The organism is Agromyces sp. Y558, from assembly GCF_059445415.1.
Genome location: NZ_JCAIUH010000001.1, coordinates 1,577,173 through 1,603,896, shown reverse-complemented (window position 1 = coordinate 1,603,896; position 26,724 = coordinate 1,577,173). Strand labels below are relative to the sequence as shown.

Genomic DNA, 26,724 nt, shown 5'->3' with positions numbered 1-26,724 from the left:
CCTAGGGAGTCCACCATGGCCTCAGCGGCAGGTCGCCGTTGCCGCCACGCGCGTCGGGGTTGACCGCCAGCACCTGGTGCAACTGAATGCCGCCGCTTTCGAAGGCGAGACGGGAACCGGCCATGTACAGGCCCCACACCTTCGCGGTCGGCAACCCGACCTCGGCCACGGCCTCGTCCCAGTGCGCGACGAGGTTGGCGCACCAGTCGCGCAGGGTCAGCGCGTAGTGGGGGCGCAGATTCTCCTCGTGCAGCACCTCGAAGCCGACATCCTGCGCCTCGGTGATGATGCGGCCCGAGCCGGTGAGCTCCCCATCGGGGAACACATAGCGGTCGATGAACCCGCGGGCCGACGGTTCGGAACGATTGTCGGGCCGCGTGATGCAGTGGTTGAGCAGCAGTCCCCCAGGCCGCAGCCTCGACTGCAGAAAGCGGAAGTACGACGGATAGTTGCGCACACCGATGTGCTCGAGCAGCCCGATCGACGACACCGCGTCGAAGCCGCTCTCGGCGATGTCACGGTAGTCGCCGTAGCGAACCTCGGCGAGGTCGGAGAGCCCTTCCGTGGCGATCGCCTGCTGCGCCCAGGCCGTCTGCTCTCGCGACAGGGTCACGCCCGTTGCCCGCACGCCCTGGCGCGCGGCGTAACGCACCATGCCACCCCACCCGCATCCGACGTCGAGCAGTCGGTCACCCGGCTTCAGCCGCAGCTTCTCGAACACGAGCCGGTACTTGTTCTCCTGCGCCTCGTCGAGCGACGCGTCGAGCCCGGGGTAGCACGCGCACGTGTACGTCATCGAGGGGCCGAGCACCCATTCGTAGAAGGTATTCGAGACGTCGTAGTGATGGTGGATCGCCTCGGCGTCGCGGCTCTTGCTGTGCCGGAGTCCCTCGGCGACACGACGCCAACGCGCCGGTACCTCTTGCGGCGGCGGCGCGATCGGTCGTAGGTGCTCGACGCCGATGGCGCGGATGATGCGGGCCATCATCCGCGGCGGCGGGAGCTTGAAGACCAGCTCGTCAGCCAGGGCCTTGAGCAGCACGTACGGGTCGCCGGGGTGCACGCCGTGCACCTCGAGATCGCCCGCGATGTAGGCACGGGCGAGACCGAGATCGCCGCGCCCGGTCGCGAGATACGTCGTGCCCCGAGGCGTCTTCAGTTCCAGCCCGAGGGCGGCGTCAGGGGGCCCTGCCGAACTCCCGTCGTAGGCGGTGAATTTCAGCGGGAGTCGACCGGCGACGACGATCTCGAGGATCTCGGCGAGGCTGAGTTTCGCCGACGGGTCCGGCGCGTCCGCCGACGGGTCCGGTGCGGCCGCGGCATCCGTCGAGGCCGGCGTTTCAGCCTGCTTCACCGGCGCCTGTCCTTTGGTCGTGGTCATCGTCGTTGCACCGCCTTCGCATAGAGATCGAGCAGACGTGAGTCGGGGTCATACTGCCGCTTCACGGCCGAATAGTCATCGCCGCCGTAGAGCTCGTCGAACTCTTCCGGCGAATAGTACGAGTCGGAGTAGAGCGACTTGTGTCCGTCGAATTCGCTGACGGCTTGCTCGATCGAGCGGTTCGTCGCGCCTTCGGTCACGCCCACCGGAACCGTCGACCAGAACCCGACGTTGACGTAGGTCTGCTGCGGCCGGATCGGATAGAGCGGCCAGCCGCGCTCGCCCCGCAGCCGCAGCGGGCACAGCCAGATCGGCTCGATCGGCACGTTCGCGAGGAACCACTCCAAGAACTCGACGGTGCGCCCGATCGGCACCTCGACGTCTTGGATGACGCGTTCGCGCGGCGGGCGGCCCTTGAGCCTCTCGAGACGATCACCGAGGTCGAAGCGCCGTTCGAGGCGCATGAGGGTCGCGTAGGAGCGACTGCGCCGGTAGCGCCGCGGCCAGAACCGGCGAACGAGCGGATGCTGCGCGCCGAACGCCTGCGAGCACCAGAACCAGTCGGTGTCCCAGCGCCACAGGTAGTCGTGAATGGTGAGGCGATCGTGCTTCGCCCCGTCGTCGTGCTGGATGGAGCGATAGTAGGTCTGCTGGCGGGTGTAGTCGCTGACGGGGCCGGATGCCGCGGTCTGCATGCCGACGCACAGGTAGCTCTCCTCGGCGCTGAACACCACGCCGTCGAGGTAGTCGACGGGAACCCCGTCGAGGCGACCGGTTTCGATGATGCGGTCCATCGCCTCCACGAGCTCGGCGAGCGCGTGGAATCGCAGGTGCGTGAGCGCGACGAACGGCTCGACCGGCTCCAACTCGATGCGCAGGCGCACCGCGTAGCCGAGCGTGCCGTACGAGTTGGGGAAGGCGCGGAACAGCTCGGTGTGCTCGACCGGCGATGCCGTGATGACCTCGCCGGCGCCGGTGAGGATGTCCATCTCGAGCACCGACTCGTGCGGCAGGCCGTTGCGGAACGACGTCGACTCGATGCCGAGACCCGTCACCGCGCCGCCGAGGGTGATGGTCTTGAGCTGCGGCACCACGAGCGGTGCCAGCCCGTACGGCAGCGTCGCGGCGACGAGGTCTTCGTAGGTGCACATGCCGGCCACGTCGGCCGTGCGCGTTTCGGGGTCGACCGCGATGACGTGCGTCAGGCCCGAGGTGTCGAGGCCCGGGGCATCCGTCGTCGCCCTCGACCGGAAGAGGTTCGAGGTGCGCTTCGCGAGCCGCACCGGCGCCCCCTGTGGCACCGCCCGAGAGCTCTCGAGCAGTCGCTCCACGCCGTCGGCGTGAGCGGTCCGTGCGTCAGTCGCGGGAGCGGACACATCTCCACGCTAGTCCGCGCGAGGATTCACCGCATCGTCCTTCGGCATCGGCACGCTGCTCAGGCGCCCGCCGCCGCACGCGTGAAGAATTCGAGCGCGGCCTTTTTGAACACGCGTGACCCCGGTGCATTGAAGTGGTGCCGCCGGGGCAGCTCGACGAAAGTGCCGTCGGGTGTGGACGCCGCCAGTTGCTTCGACTGCTCGAGGATCGCGTCGTCGCTGCCGGTCGCGAACAGGATCGGCTGCATCGGCGGATGCGTCACATCGGGGTCGGCGTCGCCGAAGCGCATGCCCTCGGCGAGCGCGATGAGCGCCCCGAGGTCGTTGCCCGCCACCCGTTCGGCGAGCGTGATGTAGTTGCGGGTGACCGGATCTTCGACCGGAGTGCCGTGCTCGGCGTACGCGCGCGCCTGCTCGATCTGCAGCCGAGCGAGCGGCCGCCCGTCGGGGATGCCGCCGAGCACCGCACGCTCGACGTGCTGGGGCAGCTGCACCGCGACCTGCCAACCGACGCGCGCCCCGAGCGAGTAGCCGGCGAAGAGCACCGTGTCGAGCAGGTAGGTGTCGAGCACGACCGCGATGTCGTTCACGAAGGCGTCCATGCCGTAGGCGGACGCCTTCTGCGGCTTGGCGCTCGCCCCGTGGCCGCGCTGGTCGATGCCGAGCACGCGGAACCCGGCACGCAAGAGGTCGCGCACCCACCCGGTGTTCACCCAGTTGTCGCGGCAGCTCGAGGCGAACCCGTGCACGCACAGCACCGTCGGCGCATCGTCGTCACCCCAGAGGTAGGTGGCGATGCGGATGCCGTCGGACAAGACGTACTTCGGCGACGGCATCTCGGTCAGGGGCGGGATCGCTGCATCCATGTCAGCCATTCTCGCCGTCTTCGGGCCGTCACACGATGGGCGTGCCGTGCGTGTGGAAGGTCTCGATCGTCTGCAGACCCCAGGCCTGGCCCTTGGCGCGTTCGGCGGCGGTCCAGCTGATGGTCTTCCAGTCAGGGGCGAGGATGACGCGGGCGCCGGCGTTGCACAGCTCGATCCGGTTGCCGCCGGGCTCCCAGACGTAGAGGAAGAAGGTCTGCTGGATCGCGTGCTTGTGCGGCCCGGTCTCGATGTGGATGCCCGCCTCGAGGAACACGTCGGCGGCGCGGAGGATGTCTTCGCGGGTGTCGGTCGCGAAGGCCACGTGGTGCAGTCGCCCGTGCGACCCGGTCCAGTCGACGGTGTACACGAGGTCGTAGGTCTTGTTGCCGAGATTGAACCAGACGGCGCTGGGTTCGCCGTCGTCGGTCACGATGCGCTCGGTGCAGCGGGCGCCGAGCACGCCGCCGAGGAACTCGGCCGTCTCGGGCACGTGTCCGGTCAGGTAGTTCACGTGGTCGAGGCGGCGCACGTTCGCGCCCCGGCCCGGGAAGGCGGCCGCCTGGTTCTTCAGCGCAGGCGTGTCCGTCTCATCTGCCTCGTACCAGTCGACGTCCCAGTACAGCCCCATCGGGTGCCCGTCGGGGTCGTCGAACAGCAGCACTTCGCCGAGGCCCCGCACCGAGTCGTCCGTGCCGCGCGCGAGCCCGGCCGACGCGATGCGCTCCCCCACGCGCTCGACCGCCTGCGGACTCGCGCCACGGAGGTACGTACGCCCGATGCCCGGTTGCTCCCGCTCGATGAGCCGCACGGTGTACGACTGGTAGTCATCCCACGCATGCAGGTACACGGATGTCTCGTCGCGGGCCACCTCGCGCATCGCCATGAGATCGACGAAGAAGTCGCGGCTCGCTTCGAGCACGGGGGTGTAGAGCTCGATGGGCCCGACATGGGCGATGTCGCGACGCGTTTCGGGATCGTGCGTCAGACGCGGGGTCGCATGCTCGTTCACGTGGCTCCTTCATCGGGCGCGTCAGCTGCCGTTCTCTGCGGGCGAGGCCAGACCTGCCCATCCATGATCTTGCGGGCGGTTCGCACGAGCGTACTCCGGGCGACGGACGTCGCGGCTCCGGCCTCCGCCAGTTCGACGTCGACCTCGAGTGCGCCGGTCGGATGCTCCACCCGGCACGGGCCCGAAGCGGGTGCGTCGACGGTCGCGATCGTGCCTTCGGCGAGGCATCCGACGGCGACCGAGACTGCGCCGAGAACGCCGATCGCCTCGTGCACGCGATGCGGAATGAAGGTGCGCGTGGTCACGAGGCCGCCGTCGCGTGCGGGCGAGACGATCGTGAGCTTCGGCACCGTCGAGTCGCGCACTTCGCCGAGACCCATGGCTCGGCCGGCGGCGAGCCGGATCCGCTCGAGGCGGCGGCGGAGGTCGTCGTTCGCTTCGAGTTCAGCGGGCGACTCGTCGCCGTCGAGGCCCAGGTCGGATGCGCGGAGGAGGACGACCGGCATGCCGGCGTCGACGCACGTCACGTCGATGCCGTCGAAACGGTCGACGAGCCGCCCGGTCGGGAACGCGGGCCGGCCGTCGCCCGGGAAGTCGAGCGGAATCGCGGCCGCGGGGAACGGCGCGCCCGCCATCTCGGTGTCGCCGTCGTAGCGCACCGCGCCGCCCGGGGTCTCCACACGGGCCACGACGATGCTCGGAGTCGGGTTCATGATGCGGATGCGCACCTCGGTCTCCTCGCCGCCTGCCGCCACGAGCCCGCGCTCGATCGCGAACGGCCCCACGCCCGCGAGGAGGTTGCCGCAGGTCTGCCGATCGCTGATGATCGGCCGGTCGGGCACCACCTGGAGGAAGAGGTAGTCGACATCCGCGTCGGGATGCGTCGACGGGCCGACCACGGCGACCTTGCTCGTCAGCGGGTGCGCCCCGCCGAGCCCGTCGATCTGGCGCGGGTCGGGCGAACCCATCACCCGGAGCAGTAGGTCATCACGCACGGCGTCGTCCTCGGGAAGGTCCGAGGCGAGGAAGTAGGCGCCCTTCGAGGTGCCGCCGCGCATCAGCATGCACCGGATGCCGTCGGTCACAGGTGCCCTCCGTTCGGAACCCCGTCGCTTGCGACGGAGCGCAGAACCTCGGCCACGGCGCGCGCGATGTCGGCACGGCCGCCCTCCGCCTCGACCATCTCGGCCGCCGCCGTCATCTCCTCGACGCGCCGCCCGCTGTGCTGCCGGGTGCCGTCGAGCAGGCCCGCGAGCGTCGGCCGATCCAGCCGTTCGAGGGTCTCGACGAGATGCTCGCCGAACCAGTCGGAGAGCCCCTGCGCCTCGGCCGCGCGGAGCGATTCGATCATCACACCCGTGAGTCCCTTGACGAGGAGGCTGCGCAGCAGCTTTCGAGCAGCGGATGTCCCGGCGGGGCCGTCGAGCACCTCGACGGGGTAGCCCGCCTCGCCGAGGATGGCACGCAGCGCCTCGGTCGCGACCGGTTCGCCGGAGACCAATACCGGCGTGCGGTCGGCACCACGACGGACGGGTGCCATGATCGCCGCGTCGGCGAATCGAATGCCGGCGGCCGCTGCGCGTGCCGCGAGTTCCGCCTTCGCGCGCGGCCCGGCGGTGGCGAAGTCGGCGTGCACGGCAGATCGCGGCGCGGCGGCGATGGTCGTCGCGAGTGCGTCTGCGCTGTGCTCGGCGGTCGTGAAGGCGAGCACCGCATCCGCTTCGGCGACGGCCTCCTCGCCGGATGCCGCGATTCGCACACCGTCGACCGCGCCCGTCGCGAACGGATCCCACCCGGTCACCACCGCCCGCGCCGAGAGCGAGGTCGCGAACGCACGACCCGCCTCGCCGAGGCCGAGCACCGTGATTCGGCTGCTCATCGATCGGTGCCTTCCGGAAGACGATCCACGTAGGCGACGCCGAGTTCGGCGAGGAGAGGTCGCAGCTCGTACAGGTCGACCCCGAGGGTGCCCGACGCGAGCGTGGCGCGCTTGGCCTCCTCGTTCGCTCGGCGGCGGTCCGCGGCATCCGCGACCTCGGCGCCGCGTCTGATCGGCAACACGACCACGCCGTCGTCGTCGGCCACGATGATGTCGCCGGGGTGCACCGCCTGGCCCGCGATCACGACGGGCACGTTGACCGATCCCGGGCTCGCCTTGACCGTGCCCTGGGCGTGCACGGCGCGCGACCACACCGGGAAGCCCATCTCGCGCAGGGTCGCGACGTCGCGCACCCCGGCGTCGATCACGAGTCCGACCACCCCGCGGGAGCGCAGCGAGGTGGCGAGCAGATCGCCGAACATGCCGTCGGTGGACCCGCTCGTCGTCGCGACGACGAGCACGTCGCCCGGTCGGCACACCTCGACGGCGGCGTGGATCATGAGATTGTCGCCGGGGTGGCTGAGCACGGTGACGGCCGAGCCTCCGACCGACGCTCCCGGAAGCCGGGCGATGATCCGCGGCCCGACGAGGCCGACGCGGCCCGCCGCCTCGTGGACGCTCGCAACTCCGGCGTCGGCGAGGCGTTCGATCACCTCCGCCGGTGCACGGTCGATTTCGCGGACGACGTAGTGGCGGCCCATGGTCAGGCCAGTTCCGATGCGACCTGCGGGTAGTACCGCTGGAACGCCTCGGCGTAGGCGTGCACCGGCAAGCCGAGGTTCGGACCGCTGTTGCGCTTGGCCTGCACGCCACGGCGCTTGCCGAGGTCGGTGTAGTACTCGACGAGGTGCCCCTGTGCGCCGAGCGCATGCATGGCGGCGACCTTCTTCTCCCAGACTTCGCTGATGTCGAGCAGCACGTTCGGAACGAAGCCGCACACCTCGCTCTGGTGGGGCTCGAACGCGAACACGGGCGGCGCGCCGATGACCTCCCCGGGGCCGGAGACGCCGGGAGCCTGCGCGAGCACGCGAGCGTGGAGCGCGATCTCGGCGGCCTTCGGGTGGTCCATGTTGTAGGGGTCGGCGGCGGCGTGCGTGAGCACGACGTCGGGTTGCACCTCACGATAGAGGCCGATGAGGCTCGCCAGGAGTTCGTCGCTCTCGCGGAGCGGATAGTCGCCGGCGTCGAAGAACCGCACCTCGGCACCGAGCGCGTCGGCCGCGGTCTGGCCCTCTTCGCGGCGGAGCTCCTTGATCTCGTCGAGGCTCTTCCCCGCGCGCCAGGCGCTCGCGGATTCACCCCGTTCGCCGAAGGACAGGCAGGCGATGACCGCGCGCTGCCCGCGTGAAGCGGCGAGAGCGATCGCACCGCCGGCTCGCCAGACGAAGTCGCCAGGGTGCGCGGTGACCACGAGAAGGGGAGACTGATTCGACATTGAACCTCCAGATCGATGTGCGACACCACTCTGCCGAGTGTCGCAACTATTGTCAACAATTTTGCTGACGACCCGTCGGGCGACAGAATGAGTCGAGCGAAGCTGCGTGGCGGATGTCTCGGCGTGACCGAGAATCGCAGATCATCGATGTCGATTCAGAGAAGGGGCGGTCGGTGAGCAACCTCCAAGATGTCCATGCCCAGTTGCGGAGTGCGATCCTCCGCGGGGACTTCGCCCCGCGCCAGCGGCTCATCGAGGCCGAACTCGCCGAGCGCTACGGCGCCGGCAGGTTCGTCATCCGCAACGCGCTGCTGCAGCTCGCAGCCGACGGCCTCGTCGAGCTGCAGCCGAATCGGGGCGCTCGCGTGCGCGAGATCTCGGTCGACGAAGCGGTCGAGATCACCGAGATCCGGCAAGCCGTCGAAGCACTGGTCGCGGCGCGGGCCGCCGAGCAGGTCGGCGATGCCGAGATCGACGAGCTCCGCGTTCTCGGCGAGAGCATGCGCGTCGCCGTCGAGCAGGGCGAGCTCATGCGCTACTCCGACCTGAACGCCACGCTCCACTCCCGTCTGCGAGAAATCGCGCACCACGCCGCCGCGGCCCGCATCATCGAGCAGCTCAACGGCCAGATGGTGCGACATCAGTTCCGGCTCTCCCTCGTGCCCGGCCGCCCGAGTGTCTCGCTGCCCGAACACCTGGCGATCATCGACGCGGTCTGCGACCACGACGCAGAGCGGGCCGGTCGACTCATGGGCGACCACATCGGCAGCGTCATCACCACGCTGCACACGCTCGACGACCACGGGCAGTCGATACCGCAGCTCCGGTGAACAGCGACGGGCATTGCATCCGATTGCTAACAATTCTGGTCACATTATTGACAGTGATTCTTGAACAGTCGTAGGGTCGCCGCAGACACGGCAACCAGCCCGGCCGGACGAAGCGTCCTGGCGGGGCCGCCTTCCCTCACAACGGAGTGACATGAATCGCATCAGCATGATCGGGGTCGCCGCGGTGGCCCTGCTGGCCCTTTCCGGATGCACCGACTCCGAACCCGGCACCGAGGCCCCGGCCGCGAGCGCCAGTGCGGCCGAGCTCACCCCCGTCACGGTGGGCGTGATCCCGATCGCCGACACAGCACCCCTCTACCTCGGCGACGCGCAGGGCTTCTTCGAGGAGGCCGGGCTCGATCTCACCATCGAAACCGCCACCGGCGGTGCCGCCATCGTGCCGGCCGTCGTCGCAGGCGACTACCAATTCGGCTTCAGCAACATGCTCTCGCTCATGGTGGCGGCCGAGAAGGGGCTGCCCCTCAAGGCTGTGAGCTCCGCCGTCGCGACGACCGGTGACACCGATTCCGACTTCGGCGCGATCATCGTCAAGGGCGACTCGCCGATCCAGTCCGTGACCGACCTCGCCGGCAAGACCGTCTCGAGCAACAGCCTCGGCAACATCAATGACACGATCGTGCGCACCCTCGTCGACGATGCCGGAGCGGATTCTTCGACCATCTCCTTCGTCGAGGTGCCCTTCCCCGACGCCATCGCGGCGGTCGAGAACAGCCAGGTCGACGCGGCGTTCGTCGTCGAGCCGTTCGTCACCGCGGCGATCGAGGCCGGCGATCGGGTCGTCTCCTACGCCTACGCCGAGTTCGACCCGAAGCTCGACGTCGCGTCGTACTTCACGACGACCGATTTCATCGAGAGCGACCCCGAGACCGTCGAGAAGTTCCAGTCGGCGATGCAGAAGTCGCTCGAGTACGCGCAGGAGAACCCCGACGCCGTGCGCGAGATCATCGCGACGTACACCAAGACGCCGCCCGAGACTCTCGAGAAGATCGTGCTGCCGACCTGGCCCCTCGAAATCGATCGCGGTGCCATGGAGAAGCTCGCCGAGGCGGCGCAGTCCTACGGGGTGCTCACCCAGGCGCCCGATCTCGACGCACTGCTTCCGTGACCCTGACGGGTTCGGAGCCAACCACCACAACCGCGGCCTCCCCGGGACGGCGGCGCGCCCGCCGTCCCGGGCGGGGCCGCACCGCGCTGCTCGGTTCGGCCGGCATCATCGGGTTCCTGCTCCTCTGGGAGGCGGTGTCCCGACTCGGCCTCGTCGACCCCCGGTTCCTCCCTCCCGCCGGAGAAGTGCTCCTCCAGCTCGCCGGCGACCTCGCCGACCGAGCATTCTGGCGCAGTGTCGGCGCCACGATGACGAGCTGGGCCATCGGCCTCGCGATCGCCGTCGTCGCCGGAACGCTCCTCGGGTTCCTCATCGGGTCGAGCCGTTTCCTCGAGCGGGCCACGCGGTCGACGATCGAGTTCCTGCGGCCGATCCCCTCCGTCGCCCTCATCCCCCTCGCCGTCCTCCTCTTCGGGACGAAGATCCAGTCGAGCCTGCTCCTCATCGTCTACGCCGCGTTCTGGCAGGTGCTGCTCCAAGTGATCTACGGCACCCAGGATGTCGACCCGGTGGCCGACGCCACCGCGCGAAGCTATGGACTGCGACGATTCAGCCGCATCCGTCACGTCGTCTGGCCCACCACACTGCCGTATCTCATGACCGGGGTGCGACTCGCCGCGACCATCGCGCTCATCCTCGCCATCACGTCGGAGCTCATCATCGGCACCGACGGCCTCGGCAAGCAGATCGCCCTCGCCCAGTCCGGCGGCGCCGTCGTGGAGATGTACGCGCTCGTGCTCGCGACGGGCCTCATCGGCGTCGCCATCAACCTTCTCGCACGCCTGGTCGAGCGGCGGGCCCTCGCCTGGCACACCTCGGTGCGATCGGAGCTCGAGGCATGAGCGCTCTGAAGTCGTTCGCGTACGTCATCGGCCTTCCGCTGGTCCTCATCGCTGTCTGGTGGGCGGCGACCGTGGGTGGCGCTTCGTTCTTCGTACCGACGCCCGATCAGTTGCTCGAGACCTTCGTCACGACCTGGTTCGGACCGCGCTTCTGGGAGGACGTGCTGCCAAGTCTCGGCCGCCTGTTCACCGGCCTCGCATGTGCGATCGTGCTCGGCATCGTGATCGGCGTCGTCATCGGATCCGCCCGCACGATCCGCCGGCTGCTCGAGCCGCTGCTCGAGTTCTTCCGGGCGATCCCACCGCCGGTGCTCGTGCCGCTCCTCATGCTCATCATCGGGGTGAACGATCAGATGAAGGTCGCGGTGATCATCTCGGGCGCGATCTGGCCGGTCCTCCTCAACACCGTCGAGGGCGTCCGCGCGACCGACGAGGTCATGCGCGAGACCAGCCGCAGCTACCACATCGAAGGAGGCTTCCGGCTGCGCCATCTCGTGCTGCCGTCGGCGGCCCCGCAGATTCTCACGGGCGTACGGCAGTCGCTGTCGATCGGCCTGATCCTCATGGTCATCTCCGAGATGTTCGCCTCATCGTCGGGGCTGGGGTTCACCATCGTGCAATTCCAGCGCAATTTCGCCGTGCCCGAGATGTGGAGCGGCATCCTGCTGCTCGGCCTCATCGGACTGGGCTTGAGCGCCGTGTTCCGACTCATCGAACGGCGGATCCTCCGCTGGTACCACGGACTCAGGGAGGTCCAGCGTGAATCCTGAACCCTCGCACGCCGACGCGGCGCCGATGCTCGTCGTCGACGGGCTGCGGAAGGTCTACTCCTCGCCGACCGGCGACGACGTTGAGGCGGTGCGCAACCTCACCTTCACCGTGCCTGCCGGTCAGCTCGTCTGCATCGTCGGGCCATCGGGCGCCGGCAAGACGACCCTGCTGAAATGCATCGCCGGGCTCCTGCCCGCGACGAGCGGCCGGTTGGAACTGCACGGCTCGCCCATCGTCGGCCCGCCCAAGACGATGGCGGTCGTGTTCCAGGAGTACGGGCGAAGCCTCTTCCCCTGGATGAGCGTCGAGGCGAACGTCGAGCTGCCGTTGAAGTCCGCTCGGATGCCGAAGGCCGAGCGCCGCCAACGCGTCGCCGAGGCACTCGAGGCGGTCGGGCTCTCAGACGCGGCGACCAAGTATCCCTGGCAGCTGTCGGGTGGCATGCAGCAGCGCGTCGCGATCGCACGCGCAGTGGCGTATCGGCCGCAGGTGCTCCTCATGGACGAACCGTTCGCGGCGGTCGACGCGCAGACGCGCGCCGACCTCGAGGACCTCATCCGGCGCATCTGGAAGACGCTCGGCGTCACGATCCTCTTCGTCACCCATGACATCGACGAGTCGGTCTATCTCGCCGAGCGGGTCATCGTGCTCACCAGTTCGCCGACTGTGGTGCTCGATGACGTGACGATCGACCTTCCCGCAGAACGCGACCAGATCACCACCCGGTCGGCCGAGCGCTTCGGTGTGCTGCGCACGCGGATCTGGGAGGAGATCCAACGCGCGAAGACCATGACGGGGGCGATGACCGGCATCGCATCCGACCGCTGAGACCGCACGAAGCCCCCTCCGCCGCGCGGCGAAGAGGGCTTCGAGCCATCTCAGCGACCGGGCTTCACACTGAGGGTGTAGCTGCGTCGATCACTTCCATCGGCAGAGGTGACGACGATCTCCGCTTTCGCATTCCGGTGGTGCGATGACACCTGCACGGACTTCGGCGCCTTGACCGAGGCATCCGCTGATGTCGCGGTCGCAGCGACGGAGACCCGGCTGACTCCCTTCGGCACCATGACCTTCACTTCGCTGCCGGTCACCACGACCGTCTGCGACCACGACCCGCTCGACACCGTCACTGTCGCGAGTCGCGCATCGGCCGCGGCGAGCGCATTCTCGATCCACTGCATGGCCTCGGGCACGTCGTAGTTGCCGGAGTGCGGGCGATCCCAGGCGAGACGGTAGTTCACGCCGCGCACGTCGCGATCGGATTCGAGCGCCCGGTCGAGGTTGAGCGAGATCGTGAGCGCAGTATCGCGGTCGCGCGTGCCGTGGCGCACGTACCAGTACGGCGCCGTGTCGGCGCTCGTGCCGATGAAGCGCATGGGATCGACGAGGTCGACCTGCTCATCGACGACGGTGCTGCGCTGACGGATGAACCGCGCCCACGTGAGCCCGGTGTCGTCGAGGCCGACCCCATCGCCCGCGATGGCGTTGTGCTCCCAGCTGTACTCGGTGAAGTTCGAGTAGACCTGCGCGGAGGTGCCGAACAGGCTCGACTCCCCCGCCGTGAGGTTGTTCACCCCGGTCTGGTCGAACGAGGGTGCCTGCTTGAGCGTCGCCTGCGTGCCGAGGAACGCGAGATAGCGCTCCATGTCCATCGAGAGCACGGTGTTCGCGTCGTTGTCGACGTCGATCCAGTCGTTCGTGTAGGTGCCCGACTTCGGCGGCGACCCCGGCGACCCCGGGCTCGTGTAGACGATGTCCTCGCCGAGGTCGGGGACGACGTTGGCGGGATCGGCTCGCATGTACGTGACGGCCGAGTTGATGACCTCGCCCCTGATCTCGTCGAGCATGTTGTCGGCGGTGAGCCGGGTACCGCCGGCTGCCGTCAGGCGAAGGGACTTCTCGTAGTCCGGAAAGTCAGCGGCGAGCGCGGCACTCGTCGCCGGGTCGGCGGTGGATCCGACGGTTGCCCGTGTGCCGAGCGTCGAGAACAGCCATTCGTACGAGATGTCGGCGTGGCCGAGGTCGGTGATCGGGCAGTACGCGGCCACGGCGAACACGTCGTCGTCGATCGTGCTCTTGCCTCTCGACGAGATTCCCGCTGCGCCGATCCCGGCGAGGAAGGGGTCGTAGTCCGGGCTGTTGCCGGAGGCGCCGAGGATCGAGACGAGTGCCCCGCCCCCACTCGTTCCGTTGATGACGACGCGCTCGGCGCTGCCGGGCATGACGGCGTCATTGAGGCGCAGGTACCGTACGGCGGCCTTCGCGTCGACGACGGGCGCCGGGGCCTTCCCGGCATAGCTCGCGTCGGCTGCCACGACGCCGCGCGAACGCGAAGCGACGTCGACGAAGACGAATCCGGCCTTGAGTGCAGCGCCGACGTTGCTCGTGGTGCTGTCGAACTGGGCGCCGTCGGTCACCGATGCCCGGATGTAGCTCGCGAACCATCCGCTGTTGTTGACGGCGAAGTAGATCGCCGCGTCCTGGTCGGCGGCGGCGCTCTCTGGCACGAAGACGTTCATGCTCTGATAGCCGCAGGCGGGGTTGGCGATGGTGTTCTGACCCTGCGTGCTCGACATCAGGATCGGGTCCGCGACGTAGCAGACCTCTTTGTACCAGCGCACCTGCGTGGGGGTGCCGTCGATGGCGACCGTCAGGGTCGTGTAGGCGGAGTCGTCGAAGGCGAGCTTCGCGTCTTCCGCGTCGGGTGCAGAGCGATGTGCGGATGCCGCGGCGGTCGCCATCGGCGCCCCACCGAGCATGACCATGAGCGCAGCCGTGCCGAGGGCGGTCGCCGCCCGGCCGAATGCGCGTGCCGCTCGACGAGCGGATTGAGGACCCTGTCTCTCCGAATCTCTTCGGGGTTGGTTGCCTGCCACGATCTTCCTCTCCATTGGGGAAAATGCCCGGCGGGGAAACGCCGCGCTTGCACGCACCATACTCAGATTGTCAACATTATGGCAAGCAATTTCGTGAACAACATCGTCTGCAAGTGGAGTTCGCCGACGTTCGCTAGCATTCGCAGGCGCAGCGCAAGCGCAGGCGAAGACGCGAGCGCTGCCGCGATCAGCTTGCGCCGCCGCCCACGATCCGGTCGACGCCGAGCGACTCGAGCCGGCTCGGGTCCGCGAGCACCTCCAGGCCGACTATCCGGTCGCCGTCGAGCTCGAACGCCATGATCGAGACGACGCGTCCGTTCATCACCGCGGCGACACCCGGTCGGCCGTCGATCAGGATCGGCGTCGAGTGCGCGGCGAGACGGCCCGAGAGCACGGCCTGCTCGGCGATCGCCCGGGAACCCTCGACGAGCTGCATCGACGTGCCGTAGTCCGCGCGCAGCACCGCGCCGTCGTCGAGCAGCTCGAGCAGCGCGCCGATGTCTCCGTGCTGAGCGGCGGCGAGCCACGCATTCACGATGCGCCTGCCACGTTCCCGATCCGGCCGCGCAGGCTCTTCGGCGCCGCGCACACGCCGGCGGGCCCGAGAGGCAAGCTGCCGCACAGCCTCTGGCGAACGATCGAGCACGACCGCGACCTCGTCGAACGACTGGCCGAAGACGTCGTGCAGCACGAGCGCGATCCGCTCCGCGGGGCTGAGCATCTCGAGCAGCACGAGCAGCGCGACGCTCACGCGGTCGCTCTGCGCGGCGAGTTCGGCGGGGTCGGCCTCGGTCGCAACCGGTTCGTCACGCCAAGGCTCGACCTGCCACGAATGCTCGCGCTTGCGCCGCGGCGCGCGCAGCAGGTCGAGGCTGACCCGCGAGACCACGGTCGTCAGCCACGCCTCGAGATTGTCGATGCCCGCGGCATCCACTCGCTCGAGCCGAAGCCAGGTCTCCTGCACGGCGTCATCGGCATCGGCGGCGGAGCCGAGCAGCTGCGTGGCGATGGCCCGCAGCCTCGGCCGCTCGGTTTCGAACCGCCGAGCCAAGATTCTTCGATCGGTCATGTCACATCTCCTCGAGTTCGATCGTCGGGATATCGACGAGGGAACGCCCTCGAATGTGACATGAGAGGAACTCGACCAATGAACGCACCTCTGCTCGTGACCGGCGGTACCGGCAACATCGGCAGCCGCGTGGTGCCGCTGCTGCGCGAGGCCGGCCGCGATATCCGAATTCTGTCGCGGCATCCGCGTGGTGCCGAGCCCGGCATCCAGCATGTCGCAGGCGACACCGTCGCCGGGCATGGACTCGCCGCCGCGCTCGGCGGCGTCGACGTCGTGCTGCACCTCGCCGGAGGAGCGAAGGGCGACGACATCGCCGCGCGAAACCTCGCTGTCGCGGCGCGCGAGGCCGGGGTGCGTCACCTCGTGCTCATCTCGGTCGTCGGCGCCGACCGCATGCCGATCGGTTACTTCCGGGCGAAGGCGGAGGCCGAACGGGTGATCGCCGAATCAGGAGTGCCGTGGACCGTACTGCGTGCCGCACAGTTGCACGAGTTCGTGCTCCCGGTCGCACGAGGCATGGCGCGGATGCCGCTGCTCCCGGTACCCGGCGGCCTCCGCTTCGAGCCGGTCGACCGCGACGAGGTCGCCGCCCGGCTCGCCGAGCTCGCACTCGGCGCGCCGGCCGGCCGAGTCGCGGACCTGGCCGGACCTGAGGTGCTCGATGTGGCACAGCTCGTGGCGACCTTCACCGAGGTGACGGGTGCTCGGCAACGGCGCGGCCGCCTCCCGATCCGCATGCCCGGCGCCGTCGGCCGCGCCTACCGCGCGGGTGAGAACCTCGCGGGTGCGGGAGCCGACCGCGGCGCGCGGACCTGGCGGAGCTTCTTGACGGAACTCGAGGTCCCGGCCGTCAGGTCGTGAGCGCCGTGGCAGCGGCGCAGCGTCACGGCCGGGTGCCGTCTGGAGCGGCCTGGTCGACGTCAGTCCACACTTCGGTCATCTCGGCGATGAGGCCACCGCGCACTTCGATGAATGTCGCGACCTCGAAATGCTGCATCTGTCCCTCGCTCAACCCGCTGACATGCGCCCGGGCTGCGGCACGTTCGCCGTCGGCCACGCAGTCCTCGAGCACGAAGTTCTGGAACCCGGGGTACTCCGCATTCACCCGAACCCAGCTGTCGCGGTCGAATGTCTCCCCGGTGTGCACGTATCGGCATGAGAACTCGGGATGGAGCAGTCCGGCGAGGGATTCCCACTCATGTGCATCGATGATTCGGGCGAGTTGTTGCATCAGTGCGGCTGCGGGCATGTCTACAGTGTGCCAGCAGTTCGCGTGATCACCACCGCCGCTCGACCTCCTCGACGTGGCCGAAGACGTCGGCGAACTCCACGATGTCGCCGTCATCGAGGGCGATGACCCCTGAGAAGTGACCGAAGCACGTGTCGCCTCGGCTCTTGACGATCCAGCGGTCGAACAGGTGCCTGAGGTGGCGTTGCGGCGTGAACACGACGGCGACGCCCGGACCCCGCAACGACCACGGCGCGAGCCAGTCGTTCGGGTCGTAACGCCAGTCGAGATGCGAACTGATCTTGGAGAGACGTCCGCCGATGCGCACCCAGTTCTCGGTCGAGGGCGTGCCGTCGGTCCATTTGCCGCCGAACTGCAGACCGAGTTCTTCGCCGTTCGCGGTGCGCCCGTTGCCGGCGCCCCAGTTCCAGAACGTGAAGTACGGCCAGCGTCCGCGACCCCGATCGTGCACGGCGTACGACGTGGCGGCATCGATCTCGTGCGTGACGCCGTCGACCACGATGTGGCCCTCGGCGCGCAGGCAGTTGTCCTTCTTCGTGTACTGGAAGTGGGTGTCGCTCCACGGCACGACGACGCCCATGGATTCGTGGCCCTCCTCGGCGACCACCCGCACGTCGACCTCGATGCGGGCCGACCTCGCGTGCAGCACGGTGCCGTCTCCCGCCGGGGTCATGCGAACGACGACGTCTTTGCGCGACGCCTCCATCGGCTCGCCGACCTGAGTGTCCTTGAGCCCGCCGCGGCGCGGGAACCAGGTGTTTCCGCCCTGCCGGATCTCTTCGTACGAGGTGCGATCGATGTGCGTCACCGAGACGTTCGCCCGGTAGTCGTGGTGGGAGATGTTCATGGTGAAGATCAGGGTGGGTGTGACGATCGACCAGTATTCGAAGCGCTTGTTCCGCCCCCACCCCCGCAGCTTCGTGCGGTGGAGCGCGGTGCGGGTCCACCCGACGGCATCGGGATTCAGCCGGCCCGAGTCCAGGCAGAGGTCGACCGGCGAGATGATCTCCCGCTCGGTGATGCGTTCCCCGCCCTGCATGACTTCCTTGAGGGGGAGTCTCACTTCAGTTCTCCATTCGATCGTTGGTATCTCTTCCGCCGGGGCCGGCGTTGGTTGGTCACGTCCGCGTCATCCCTTCGTGGCGCCGTCGGCGAGGCCGCGGATCAGCCACTTCTGCACGATGAGGGCCAGGATGACGACCGGCACGACGGTCAGCATGCCGGCGGCCGACAACGCTCCCCAGTTCGCGCCGTTCTCGGTGTCACCGGCCATGCCCGCGATGGCCACCGGAATGGTGGTCGCGTTGCGGTTGGTCAGCACGAGCGCGAACAGCAGCTCTTCCCAGGCGAGGATGATGCTGAAGATGAACGTCGAGATCAGGCCCGGTGCCGAGATGGGCACGATGATGCGGAAGAACGCGCCCATTCTGGAGCAACCGTCGAGCATCGCCGATTCCTCGAGCTCCTTCGGCAGCGCGAGGAAGAATCCTCGCATGAGCCACATGACGTAGGGGATGACGAACGAGCAGTAGGCGAGGATCAGCGTGATGTGCGTATCGGTGATGCCGAGCGTGCGCGCCACCAGGAACATCGGCACGGCGAGGGCGATCGGCGGCACACCGCGCGACACGAGGATCAGCACGCCGATCGTCGCAGCGCCCTTGATCTTGAGCCTCGACAGCGCGTAGCCGGCCATCGCCCCGGCGAAGAGCGACAGTACTCCGGCGCCGAGCGCGACGATGATGGTGTTGACGAGCTTCGGCCCGAGATCGCCTCGCTCGAACGCCCAGAAGTACTGGTCGAGGGTCGGTTCGAAGAAGATCGTGGGCGGAATCGTGAAGATGTCGCGCTGCTCCTTGAACGACGTCAGCAGCATCCACAGGAGCGGCAGGAGGAACAGCACGCAGATGATCACGCCAGACCAGATGCGAGCGCGTTCCCCACGCGGCCGACCCGTGGCGAGGCGGCGTGGCGGCGAGTCGACTCGCTGTTCTTCCCGTTGCCGAGTGCTGAGCGCGGTCACAGTCGGTCCTCCAGCTTCTTGCTGCCGTAGAGAAAGACGAAGGTCAGGATCATCGTGATGACGAGCACGATCACGGCCATGGCGGATGATTCGCTGAACTTCAGCAGGCGGAACGCCTGCTGGTAGATGTAGAGGTTCACGACATTGGTGGCTTCGCCCGGCCCGCCATTCGTCGTCGCCAGCACGACGTCGAACATCTTCACCGCGCCCAGCCATCGCACGATGAAGGTCGCGGCGATGATCGGTGCGAGCAGCGGGAGGCTGACGGAGCGAAGCGTCTGCCACCAGTTCGCCCCGTCGACCTTCGCCGCTTCGAAGATGTCCTTCGGCAGCGCGAGCAGCGCGGCCGAGGCGATGAGGGCGACGAACGGGACGGAGCGCCACGTGTCGATCATCACGATGCTGATCATCGACATCGTGGCGTCTCCGAACCAGTCGATCGGGGGGACTCCGAATAGCCCCAGGAACCAGCTGACGCCGCCCCAGAGCGGGTCGAGGATCATCTTCCAGATGCCGCCGGAGACGACCGGTGCCACGACCATCGGGATGAGGAAGAGTGCGCGGATCACTCCGCGCCCCCTCCACTCGGCGTTCATCAGGTACGCGATGGCGAACCCCAGGATGATCTGGATCGGCAACGCCAGCACGAGGTAGATGCCGGTGACGACCAACGAGTTCTGGAAGGTCTCGTTCTTGAACGCCGCCGTGTAGTTCTCGAAGCCGACCCACCCGGATGGAGCGAACGACGCGAGATCGAACTCCGAGAAGCTGATCTGCAGTGTGTAGATCAACGGGTACGCCAGTACCGCGACCAGCAGCAACGTCGCGGGCAGCATGAACATCCACCGGCTGGAGATGTCGCGCCATCGTGACCGCAGTCGTGCCGTGGTGTTGCTTCTCGAGAGTTCGATGCTCATGCGTCTACTTCTGCAGCAGTTCGTCGATCTGCGTGCTCGCCTTTTCGAGCGCCTCCGCAGGTGACAGTTGCCCCTCGACTGCTGCGCTCGTCTGATCGGCCAGGATCTCCTGGATCGCGTTCGACTCGGGAGTGCGCGGTCGCCACATCTCGCCCTCGGCGGCGACGTCGTACGCCTCCTGGAGCGTGCTCAACACCGGAACCAGCCACTCCTCGGTCGGGGTGGCGGCAAGCGTCGACTTGCGAGCGGGGAAGGAGCCGAGGGCGTTGGTGGTCCACACTTCGCCCTCCTTGGAGCTCATCCACTGCAGGAACGTCCAGGCGGCTTCGGGGCTCTTCGAGTTCTTGAAGACCGACCCGCTCCAGATGCCGCGGTGCGTGCTCGCGCTCGCGTCGCCGACGGGCATCGTCTGGATGCCGACCTGGTCCGGGGTGAGCGTGGTGACCTCAGGGTCGACGGCCGCGCTTTTGAAGGCACTGCCCCACGTGAAGATGCTGGCGACCTTGCCCTGGCGGAACGCGTCGAGGGGTTCGGTGTAGTTGTAGGTGTTGGCTCCCGGGGGTGCGTATTCGAGCAGGTCCACCTGCATCTGCAGCGCCTCTTCTCCGTCCTTCGTGTCGAAGGTGGGATCGAGCTCATCGTCGAAGAGGCTTCCCGCGTCCGCGTTGAGCGCGGCCTGCCAGAAGGGGGGCGAGAGCACGCCGCGCACCCAGGTGAGGCCGACCGCCCACGAATCGTCCTTGCCGTCGCCGTCCGTGTCCTGCACGAGCTCGGGAGCCTGCTCCATGTACTCGTCCCACGTGAGCTCCGGGGTGGGCGCATCGAGACCGGCTTGCGCGTACAGGTCCTTGTTGTAGATCATGAGGAGCATGTTGGAGCGGAGCGGCACCCCGTACTGGTCGCCCTCCCACTCGCTCGAGGCGAGGGGTGCGGAGTTGAAGTCGTCCCAGTCGTACTCGGCATCAGTCCACTGGTCGGCGTCATCCTTCAGCTCGTAGAGCACGCCCGCCTCGGCGAGCTGAGGCGTCCACGGGTCGTCCAGCGTGATCAGGTCGTACTCGGGATCCGTGTCCGTGCCGTTCAGCAGGCCCTTGGCGAGCAGCTCGGTGTACGGGATCGAGTCGATCGTGACGTCGATGTACGGGTACTCCTTGTTGAACTCCGGTACGAGCTGCTCCTGCCACTGCTGGGCGAATGCGTCATTCGACATCATCGTGATCTCGACGTGCTCGTCGGCGGTGCCGACGCCGCCGCCGTCCGTCGTCGCCGCCTCGCCCGATCCGCTGCATGCCGTCAAGGCAAGCATCGACATGAGAGTCACTCCTGCGAGGAACGTCGCGCGCTTCCGCGGACGCCTCCGATCTGTCTGAGCCATGCTCTTCATCTCCTCGTCATTGAATGGATGCGCGGCGACTCGTGCGGAGCGTCCGAGTGTGGTGCGCATCGGATGTTCCTCGACTTCGCGACGTCGGGTTCTCGCCCGGCGGCGGCCGCAGACACACTCAAGCAGACGGAACGGGATATTGCAACGTTGAAACAATCGCTTCTGTCAACGTTGCAACATGGGTCACTACGATGTGATCGTGGAACGGACTCCTGAAATCCCCACCCCGAAGAGGGCCGGCCTGCCGACGCTCAAAGACGTCGCGGCGGTCGCCGGCGTCTCGTATCGCACCGTCTCGAACGTCGTCAACGGGCACAAATACATCAGCGACACCACGAGAACGAAAGTGGAAGCGGCGATCCGAGAGCTGGGGTATCGCCCCCAACTCGCGGGGCGGCAACTTCGAAGCGGCAGAAGCAAGCTGCTCACCTTCTCGGTGCCGTTCATCTCGCATCCGTACTTCGCGCAGTTGGCTCACGCGGTGGTCGCTGAGGCCGAGAGTTTCGACTACGACGTCGTCATCGACGAGACGCGAGGACTGCTCGAACGGGAGCTTCGCGTCGCGTCGGGCTTCCGCACGATCCTGACCGATGGAATCCTCTTCAGTCCGCTCTCCATCGACCTGAAGCGGTTCGAGGCCGAACGGGGCGAGACGCCGCTCGTGCTCCTCGGCGAGCGCTTCCGGAGCGCCGAGATCGACAGTGTCGTGGTCGACAACGTGCAGTCCACCTACGACGCCACCACCTGCCTCATCGACGCGGGCCGGCGTCGACTCGCGTTCCTCGGCAAGGTGCCTGCCGGCACGATCGGCGCGGCACCCGCCGACCTGCGAATCCGCGGTTTCGAGCTGGCGCTCGAAACGCATTCGCTGACCGTCGATCCCACGCACATCATCGAGGTCTCGAGGTGGGACCAGCTCCACCCCGATGGCGACTACTCCCGCGAAGAGGGATACGAGCGCACGAAAGAACTCATCCCGCACCTGTCGGAGATCGACGGACTCGTCTGCGCCAACGACCTGCTTGCGATCGGAGCCCTCCGCGCATTTCGCGAGGCCAGCATCGGCGTGCCCGACCAGATCGCGGTGGTGGGCTGGGACAATACCGCCGAAGCCGCATACGCTGCACCATCGCTCACCACGATCGCACCCGACCTCAACGAGATCGCCCGCCTCGCAGTCGTTGCGCTCCTTCGAAGGCTCGATCAGCCCGAAGCCGCGCCGGCGTCGTACACCGCACCGTATTCGCTCGTGCGACGTGCCTCGAGCGAAACGCGACCCTGATCAGAAGCCCTCCCGCACTACGACGCCCGCCCGTCGCCGGAAGACTCGGTGGCCGGCGAATCGGCGGTCGCGGCGGCGCGGGTCTGACGGTCGAACTCGTCGCGCAACTCCCGCAGAACGGCCCGCACGCGCGCCGCCTCGGCCTTCACGACCGAGCGGTCCGCCGTGAGCAGACCGTTGAGCTCGTCTTCGACGTCGGACAGCTGCGTGTAGACGATCGCTGAGAGGCCGCGCCCGATGGCCGGCCTCACTTCGTCACGGTGCAACGTCTCGAACGCCGCGGTGAATGCTTCCCTCGTGCTCATCTTGCGGTATCCGAACTCGCGCCGGCTGAACTCGTGACCGTCGAGCCGGAGGCTGTAGCCGCCGTACTCCGACACGACAACGGCCCGTCCATCCTTCGCCCAGTTCCGCGCGGGACGAATCGGGCGGAAGTACACGTGCAGGCTGCGCACATCGCCACCGCCCTGATCGTGCCAGCCGCTTGCATGGTCGATCACCCGGTGCGGATCCAGCTCCCGAATCCGCTCGACCGCGTCGAGCGCGTCGAACTGCCCCCAGCCCTCGTTGAACGGCACCCAGCATGCGATACTCGTCGCGCTCTGCAGCAGTTGCACCGTCTGCTCGAGTTGCCGGCCGAACTCCGCCCGACCCGCGGCATCCTGTCGCCCGAAGGCTCGGTGCCGCCGATCGTTCAGTCGCACCGGCGTCAGCACCGGGGCCGTGATCACCAGCGGGTTGTACGCCCGTCCGCCGTTGACCATGTCCTGCCAGACCAGCATGCCGAGCCGATCGCAATGGTGGTACCAGCGGAGCGGCTCCACCTTGATGTGCTTGCGGAGCATCGTGAAACCGAGCTCCTTCATCGAGCGGATGTCGTGCACCAACGCCTCGTCGGACGGCGCGGTGTACAGCCCGTCGGGCCAGTACCCCTGGTCGAGCACTCCCGCTTGGAAGTACGGCTCCCCGTTCAAGAGCAGTCGCGGTACACCAGCTCGGTCGGGACCGACCCCGAACGAGCGCATCCCGAAGTAGCTCGTGACCTCATCGGCATCGAGCAAGATCGCGAGGTCGTACAGGAACGGGTCTTCGGGGCTCCATGGGCGAATATCCGGGATCGGAATCCGCAGCGCCGTGCCTGCGGGGCCGCGCGCCTCCCCCACATGGACGTCGCCGGCGAAGACCCCGACCACCGCCTCCGCCTCCGCACCGGCGTTCGCATGCACGGTCACTTCGACGACTCGCTCCTCGAGCAGCGGCCGGATGTCGAGGCGCTGCACGTGCACCGCCGGGACCGCCTCCAACCACACCGTCTGCCAGATGCCCGACTGCGGGGTGTACCAGATGCCCCCGGGCTTCAGGGATTGCTTGCCCCGTGAACGGAACCCGGCGTCGGTCTCATCGGTGACCGCGACGGTCAGCACGTGGGCCTGCCCGTCGCCGAGGTGCTCCGTCACGTCGATTGCGAACGGCCAGTATCCACCGCTGTTCGTACCGACCGGCATATCGTCGACGAACACCTCGCAGTCCTGGTCCACGGCCCCGAAGTGCAGCAGCAGTCGCTCGTCGGCCCCGCCGCTGAACCCGTCGGGCAGCGCGAGCTCTCGGCGATACCAGAGCGTCTGGCCGGGCAGCAGCCGCCGACCCACTTCGGAGAGCGCCGCCTCCGGAGAGAACGGCACGACGATTTCGCCGTCCCACACGCTCGGCGCAGCGCCATCCGTCATCGCGTATCGCCAGACCCCGTTGAGGTTGAGATAGCTGTCGCGAACAAGCTGGGGCCGGGGGTATTCGGGGAGCGGGCGGGTGCGGTCGAGGGCGGCCGCCCACGGTGTGCGGCGGTCGGTGGAGACCGCAGGGTCATGACGGGCGCGAATGACCAAGGCGTTCCTCACTTGCAACGTTGAAATGCGGGCAACTTTACACGGTCTACGTGTCACGTTAGAGTCGAGCGTCAGTGGTTTCAACGTGGAAATGGCGAGGACGTAGTGACCCGAGATCCGCGCTCCGTCGGCGATGCCGCGAACGCTCCGTCTACTGCAGGCACCTCCCCCGGACCGGCCGCGCTGCTCGAGAGGTCGACTCGGTTCGGCCCGCGCAACTGGGTCGCGGTCGTGACCGTCGGGCTCGCCGGTCAGCTCGCGTGGACCGTCGAGAACCTGTACCTGAACGTGTTCGTCTACGACACCATCACCTCCGACCCGACGGCGATCGCCGTCATGGTCGCCCTGAGCGCGGTGGCCGCGACGATCGCGACACTGGTCGCAGGGGCTTGGTCGGATCGTCGCGGAAAGCGGCGCTCACTCATCGCCGGGGGCTACGTGCTCTGGGGCCTGTGCACGATGGCGTTCGGCTTCGTCGGGGTGCCCGAGGGCGCCGAAGCCGCCCCGGCCGTTGCGCTGGCCGCGCTCGTCGGCGTTATCGTGCTGGACTGCGTGATGAGTGCGATCGGCTCGACGGCGAACGACGCCGCGTTCAACGCCTGGGTCACGGATACGACCAAGCCGGCGAACCGAGGGCGGGTCGACGGCGTCCTCGCCATCATGCCGCTGATCGCGATGCTGCTCGTGTTCGGCGCCCTCGACGGCCTCACCCGGAACGGCGACTGGAAACTGTTCTTCGGAATCGTCGGCGCCGTCACATTGGTCGTCGGCGTGGCCTCCTGGTTCCTCGTGCGAGACAAGCCCAGCGACATCCGTCACACCGAAGGCCTTCTCGCCGGCACGATTCGCGGACTGCGCCCGTCGGTCATCCGCGCAGAGCCGGTGCTGTACCTCACGCTCGCGGTGTGGGCGGTCATCGGCATCAGCTCGCAGGTGTTCCTGCCGTACATCATCATCTACATCCAGCGCACCCTCCAGATCGACGACTACGCGCTCCTCCTCGGCATCGCGCTCATCGCCGCTTCCGTGCTCAGCGTCATCGGCGGCAGGGTGATGGATCGAATCGGCAAAGAGCGGTTCCTCATCCCGGCGGTCGTGTTCTTCGCGGCAGGGCTCGTGGCGACGTGGCTCACTCGCGACTTCGTCGCGGTGGCGATCGCAGCCACGATCATGATGGCGGGCATGATGGCCTCGTTCGCCGCCGTCTCAGCTCTCACCCGCGACGCAACGCCGCCAGGGCGGGCAGGCTCCGTGCAAGGCCTGCGGATGCTGCTGGGCGTGATGGTGCCCATGGTGATCGGCCCGTTCATCGGCGCCGCCGCCATTCTCGGAGGCGGCGAGACCTTCGTGGAGCTCGGGCAGGTCCGGCCGGTTCCCAGCTCGGGCATCTTCCTGGCCGCGGCCGCGGTGCTCGTCCTGGTGCCGGTCTTCACGACGCTCCGCTCCCGCGCAGTGCGCAAGACTCAAGGAACAGGAGCCCGACTATGAGCAAGCCGATCGATGAAACCGAGTTGACCGATCCCGTCGCCCTCTGCTTGCCGAACGGCGACCTCAACCCACGCGCAGTCGGCTGGACCCGCACGCCGTTGCACGACACCGCCGGCATCGGTGGCCGGTCGGGGTGGGGTCGGAACAAGCGCTGGGAGTACTGGGCGGTGACTTCGCCCACTCACCTGATCGCCGCAACCGTGTCGTCTCTCGACTACGCGGCCGTGCCCTCGATCATGGTGCACGACCGGCGCACAGGCGAGACGATCGAACGCGGTGCCGTGGTTCCGTTCGGTCGCGGTGCCGACCTTCCCGCAACCTTCGCTTCGGGCTCCGCCCACGCCCGAGCCCGCGGGCTCCGCATCGACATCGAAGAGACCGCCGAAGGCACACTGCTCAGCGGCGAGACCGCGGATGTCTCGTTCGAGATCCTCGCCGCCCTGCCACCCGGACACGAGCGGCTCGCCCTTGTCGTGCCGTGGTCACGGCGCCGCTTCCAGTACACGGTGAAAGACGTCGCCCGCCCGGCGAGCGGCACGCTCACGGTGAAGGGCGAGACCATCGCGCTGCCCGCCGGTGAGAGCTGGGCCGTCGTCGACCACGGTCGGGGTCGCTGGCCGTATCGCGTGCACTGGAACTGGGGTGCCGCATCGGGCACCGTCGACGGACGAACCGTCGGGCTTCAGCTCGGCGGCCGCTGGACCGATGGCACCGGAATCACCGAGAACGCCACGGTGCTCGACGGGCGCCTCCACAAGATCAGCGAAGAACTCGACTGGATCTACGACGAGCACGACTGGCTGCGCCCGTGGCGGATCCGCGGCACGAACCTCGATCTGACCTTCACGCCGTTCTGGGATCATGTGAGCTCGACGAAGCTCGGCATCCTCTCCACCGCCGGCCACCAGTGCTTCGGGCACTACAGCGGCACAGTGCCCACGGTTGCAGGGCCACTCGAGGTGAGCGGCCTGCTCGGGTGGGCCGAAGACGTCAGGAACCGATGGTGAGCCGCCGTCACGGCCGCTTGTGAGATTCCAC

25 protein-coding genes are annotated in these 26,724 nt (G+C 67.9%); 9 read left to right on the top strand and 16 right to left on the bottom strand.

From position 1 onward, the window contains the following. Position 1 precedes the first annotated feature (1 nt). Genes AC1C2T_RS07470 through AC1C2T_RS07435 form a run of 8 tightly spaced genes read right to left on the bottom strand, consistent with a single transcriptional unit; the run spans position 2 to position 7,946 of the window. Positions 2 to 1,381, bottom strand: a complete 1,380-nt coding sequence (locus AC1C2T_RS07470) for a class I SAM-dependent methyltransferase (RefSeq protein WP_495384807.1) — start codon at positions 1,379 to 1,381, stop codon at positions 2 to 4. Then, positions 1,378 to 2,757 (bottom strand): FAD-binding oxidoreductase, encoded by a 1,380-nt coding sequence (locus AC1C2T_RS07465; protein ID WP_495384806.1) that lies wholly within the window; start codon positions 2,755 to 2,757, stop codon positions 1,378 to 1,380. The genes AC1C2T_RS07470 and AC1C2T_RS07465 overlap by 4 nt, the downstream gene beginning before the upstream one ends. A 59-nt stretch (positions 2,758 to 2,816) precedes the next feature. After that, complete coding sequence (locus tag AC1C2T_RS07460; RefSeq protein WP_495384805.1) at positions 2,817 to 3,623, bottom strand: alpha/beta fold hydrolase; 807 nt, start codon at positions 3,621 to 3,623, stop codon at positions 2,817 to 2,819. A gap of 28 nt (positions 3,624 to 3,651) precedes the next feature. Continuing rightward, positions 3,652 to 4,632: a VOC family protein gene (locus AC1C2T_RS07455; protein WP_495360896.1), complete on the bottom strand. Its 981-nt coding sequence runs from the start codon at positions 4,630 to 4,632 to the stop codon at positions 3,652 to 3,654. Continuing rightward, complete coding sequence (locus AC1C2T_RS07450) at positions 4,629 to 5,717, bottom strand: 4-oxalomesaconate tautomerase (RefSeq protein ID WP_495384804.1); 1,089 nt, start codon at positions 5,715 to 5,717, stop codon at positions 4,629 to 4,631. The genes AC1C2T_RS07455 and AC1C2T_RS07450 overlap by 4 nt, the downstream gene beginning before the upstream one ends. After that, entirely contained in the window at positions 5,714 to 6,511 is a 798-nt protein-coding gene (locus AC1C2T_RS07445) for an NAD(P)-dependent oxidoreductase (RefSeq protein ID WP_495360898.1), read from the bottom strand. The genes AC1C2T_RS07450 and AC1C2T_RS07445 overlap by 4 nt, the downstream gene beginning before the upstream one ends. Continuing rightward, positions 6,508 to 7,212 (bottom strand): 4-carboxy-4-hydroxy-2-oxoadipate aldolase/oxaloacetate decarboxylase, encoded by a 705-nt coding sequence (locus tag AC1C2T_RS07440; RefSeq protein WP_495384803.1) that lies wholly within the window; start codon positions 7,210 to 7,212, stop codon positions 6,508 to 6,510. Before AC1C2T_RS07440 ends, AC1C2T_RS07445 begins: the two co-directional genes overlap by 4 nt. A gap of 2 nt (positions 7,213 to 7,214) precedes the next feature. Beyond that, a complete protein-coding gene (locus AC1C2T_RS07435; protein WP_495360900.1) occupies positions 7,215 to 7,946 on the bottom strand; it encodes a PIG-L deacetylase family protein in 732 nt (243 codons plus the stop codon). Positions 7,947 to 8,119: 173 nt separating this feature from the next. On the opposite strand from AC1C2T_RS07435, the gene AC1C2T_RS07430 reads away from it, so the two are divergent. The 5 genes from AC1C2T_RS07430 (at position 8,120) to AC1C2T_RS07410 (ending at position 12,343) form a co-directional block, all read left to right on the top strand. Further along, positions 8,120 to 8,776: a GntR family transcriptional regulator gene (locus tag AC1C2T_RS07430; RefSeq protein WP_495384802.1), complete on the top strand. Its 657-nt coding sequence runs from the start codon at positions 8,120 to 8,122 to the stop codon at positions 8,774 to 8,776. Positions 8,777 to 8,927: 151 nt separating this feature from the next. Then, positions 8,928 to 9,902 (top strand): ABC transporter substrate-binding protein, encoded by a 975-nt coding sequence (locus AC1C2T_RS07425; RefSeq protein WP_495384801.1) that lies wholly within the window; start codon positions 8,928 to 8,930, stop codon positions 9,900 to 9,902. Continuing rightward, a complete protein-coding gene (locus AC1C2T_RS07420; RefSeq protein WP_495384800.1) occupies positions 9,899 to 10,744 on the top strand; it encodes an ABC transporter permease in 846 nt (281 codons plus the stop codon). The genes AC1C2T_RS07425 and AC1C2T_RS07420 overlap by 4 nt, the downstream gene beginning before the upstream one ends. After that, positions 10,741 to 11,514 (top strand): ABC transporter permease, encoded by a 774-nt coding sequence (locus AC1C2T_RS07415; RefSeq protein WP_495384799.1) that lies wholly within the window; start codon positions 10,741 to 10,743, stop codon positions 11,512 to 11,514. Before AC1C2T_RS07420 ends, AC1C2T_RS07415 begins: the two co-directional genes overlap by 4 nt. Before the next feature lie 25 nt (positions 11,515 to 11,539). Beyond that, complete coding sequence (locus AC1C2T_RS07410; protein ID WP_495385404.1) at positions 11,540 to 12,343, top strand: ABC transporter ATP-binding protein; 804 nt, start codon at positions 11,540 to 11,542, stop codon at positions 12,341 to 12,343. 50 nt (positions 12,344 to 12,393) lie between these two features. Here the strand turns inward: AC1C2T_RS07410 and AC1C2T_RS07405 are convergent, their stop codons facing one another. After that, positions 12,394 to 14,280, bottom strand: coding sequence for a subtype B tannase (locus AC1C2T_RS07405; protein ID WP_495384798.1), 1,887 nt, complete (start codon positions 14,278 to 14,280; stop codon positions 12,394 to 12,396). Between the two features lie 298 nt (positions 14,281 to 14,578). After that, a complete protein-coding gene (locus tag AC1C2T_RS07400) occupies positions 14,579 to 15,460 on the bottom strand; it encodes a sigma-70 family RNA polymerase sigma factor (protein ID WP_495384797.1) in 882 nt (293 codons plus the stop codon). A 78-nt stretch (positions 15,461 to 15,538) separates the two neighbouring features. On the opposite strand from AC1C2T_RS07400, the gene AC1C2T_RS07395 reads away from it, so the two are divergent. Next, complete coding sequence (locus AC1C2T_RS07395) at positions 15,539 to 16,321, top strand: SDR family oxidoreductase (RefSeq protein ID WP_495384796.1); 783 nt, start codon at positions 15,539 to 15,541, stop codon at positions 16,319 to 16,321. Between the two features lie 22 nt (positions 16,322 to 16,343). Here AC1C2T_RS07395 and AC1C2T_RS07390 read toward each other — a convergent pair whose 3' ends face one another. The 5 genes from AC1C2T_RS07390 to AC1C2T_RS07370 form a co-directional block, all read right to left on the bottom strand. Continuing rightward, positions 16,344 to 16,709 (bottom strand): nuclear transport factor 2 family protein, encoded by a 366-nt coding sequence (locus tag AC1C2T_RS07390; RefSeq protein WP_495384795.1) that lies wholly within the window; start codon positions 16,707 to 16,709, stop codon positions 16,344 to 16,346. A 28-nt stretch (positions 16,710 to 16,737) separates the two neighbouring features. Further along, positions 16,738 to 17,772, bottom strand: coding sequence for a DUF2804 domain-containing protein (locus AC1C2T_RS07385; protein WP_495384794.1), 1,035 nt, complete (start codon positions 17,770 to 17,772; stop codon positions 16,738 to 16,740). A 66-nt stretch (positions 17,773 to 17,838) separates the two neighbouring features. Next, the gene (locus AC1C2T_RS07380) at positions 17,839 to 18,732 is read right to left on the bottom strand and encodes a carbohydrate ABC transporter permease (protein WP_495384793.1); all 894 of its coding nucleotides are present in this window, start codon (positions 18,730 to 18,732) and stop codon (positions 17,839 to 17,841) included. Then, positions 18,729 to 19,649, bottom strand: a complete 921-nt coding sequence (locus AC1C2T_RS07375) for a carbohydrate ABC transporter permease (RefSeq protein WP_495384792.1) — start codon at positions 19,647 to 19,649, stop codon at positions 18,729 to 18,731. The genes AC1C2T_RS07380 and AC1C2T_RS07375 overlap by 4 nt, the downstream gene beginning before the upstream one ends. Before the next feature lie 4 nt (positions 19,650 to 19,653). Continuing rightward, complete coding sequence (locus tag AC1C2T_RS07370) at positions 19,654 to 20,961, bottom strand: ABC transporter substrate-binding protein (protein ID WP_495384791.1); 1,308 nt, start codon at positions 20,959 to 20,961, stop codon at positions 19,654 to 19,656. Between the two features lie 250 nt (positions 20,962 to 21,211). On the opposite strand from AC1C2T_RS07370, the gene AC1C2T_RS07365 reads away from it, so the two are divergent. After that, a complete protein-coding gene (locus AC1C2T_RS07365) occupies positions 21,212 to 22,315 on the top strand; it encodes a LacI family DNA-binding transcriptional regulator (protein ID WP_495384790.1) in 1,104 nt (367 codons plus the stop codon). Positions 22,316 to 22,332: 17 nt separating this feature from the next. Here AC1C2T_RS07365 and AC1C2T_RS07360 read toward each other — a convergent pair whose 3' ends face one another. After that, on the bottom strand, positions 22,333 to 24,198 hold the full coding sequence (locus AC1C2T_RS07360) for a glycoside hydrolase family 2 protein (protein WP_495384789.1): 1,866 nt from the start codon (positions 24,196 to 24,198) through the stop codon (positions 22,333 to 22,335). Positions 24,199 to 24,303: 105 nt separating this feature from the next. Here AC1C2T_RS07360 and AC1C2T_RS07355 point away from each other — a divergent pair, with 105 nt between their 5' ends. After that, the gene (locus AC1C2T_RS07355; protein WP_495384788.1) at positions 24,304 to 25,686 is read left to right on the top strand and encodes an MFS transporter; all 1,383 of its coding nucleotides are present in this window, start codon (positions 24,304 to 24,306) and stop codon (positions 25,684 to 25,686) included. Continuing rightward, a complete protein-coding gene (locus AC1C2T_RS07350) occupies positions 25,683 to 26,693 on the top strand; it encodes a DUF2804 domain-containing protein (protein WP_495360917.1) in 1,011 nt (336 codons plus the stop codon). Before AC1C2T_RS07355 ends, AC1C2T_RS07350 begins: the two co-directional genes overlap by 4 nt. Positions 26,694 to 26,724: the final 31 nt, after the last annotated feature.

Coding starts and splice junctions, on each gene's coding strand:
- AC1C2T_RS07470 (WP_495384807.1), bottom strand. CDS start 1,381: ATGACCACGACCAAAGGACAGGCGCCGGTGAAGCAGGCTGAAACGCCG.
- AC1C2T_RS07460 (WP_495384805.1), bottom strand. CDS start 3,623: ATGGATGCAGCGATCCCGCCCCTGACCGAGATGCCGTCGCCGAAGTAC.
- AC1C2T_RS07445 (WP_495360898.1), bottom strand. CDS start 6,511: ATGAGCAGCCGAATCACGGTGCTCGGCCTCGGCGAGGCGGGTCGTGCG.
- AC1C2T_RS07440 (WP_495384803.1), bottom strand. CDS start 7,212: ATGGGCCGCCACTACGTCGTCCGCGAAATCGACCGTGCACCGGCGGAG.
- AC1C2T_RS07435 (WP_495360900.1), bottom strand. CDS start 7,946: ATGTCGAATCAGTCTCCCCTTCTCGTGGTCACCGCGCACCCTGGCGAC.
- AC1C2T_RS07425 (WP_495384801.1), top strand. CDS start 8,928: ATGAATCGCATCAGCATGATCGGGGTCGCCGCGGTGGCCCTGCTGGCC.
- AC1C2T_RS07415 (WP_495384799.1), top strand. CDS start 10,741: ATGAGCGCTCTGAAGTCGTTCGCGTACGTCATCGGCCTTCCGCTGGTC.
- AC1C2T_RS07410 (WP_495385404.1), top strand. CDS start 11,540: ATGCTCGTCGTCGACGGGCTGCGGAAGGTCTACTCCTCGCCGACCGGC.
- AC1C2T_RS07405 (WP_495384798.1), bottom strand. CDS start 14,280: ATGGTCATGCTCGGTGGGGCGCCGATGGCGACCGCCGCGGCATCCGCA.
- AC1C2T_RS07400 (WP_495384797.1), bottom strand. CDS start 15,460: ATGACCGATCGAAGAATCTTGGCTCGGCGGTTCGAAACCGAGCGGCCG.
- AC1C2T_RS07395 (WP_495384796.1), top strand. CDS start 15,539: ATGAACGCACCTCTGCTCGTGACCGGCGGTACCGGCAACATCGGCAGC.
- AC1C2T_RS07390 (WP_495384795.1), bottom strand. CDS start 16,709: ATGCCCGCAGCCGCACTGATGCAACAACTCGCCCGAATCATCGATGCA.
- AC1C2T_RS07375 (WP_495384792.1), bottom strand. CDS start 19,649: ATGAGCATCGAACTCTCGAGAAGCAACACCACGGCACGACTGCGGTCA.
- AC1C2T_RS07370 (WP_495384791.1), bottom strand. CDS start 20,961: ATGTCGATGCTTGCCTTGACGGCATGCAGCGGATCGGGCGAGGCGGCG.
- AC1C2T_RS07365 (WP_495384790.1), top strand. CDS start 21,212: ATGGGTCACTACGATGTGATCGTGGAACGGACTCCTGAAATCCCCACC.
- AC1C2T_RS07350 (WP_495360917.1), top strand. CDS start 25,683: ATGAGCAAGCCGATCGATGAAACCGAGTTGACCGATCCCGTCGCCCTC.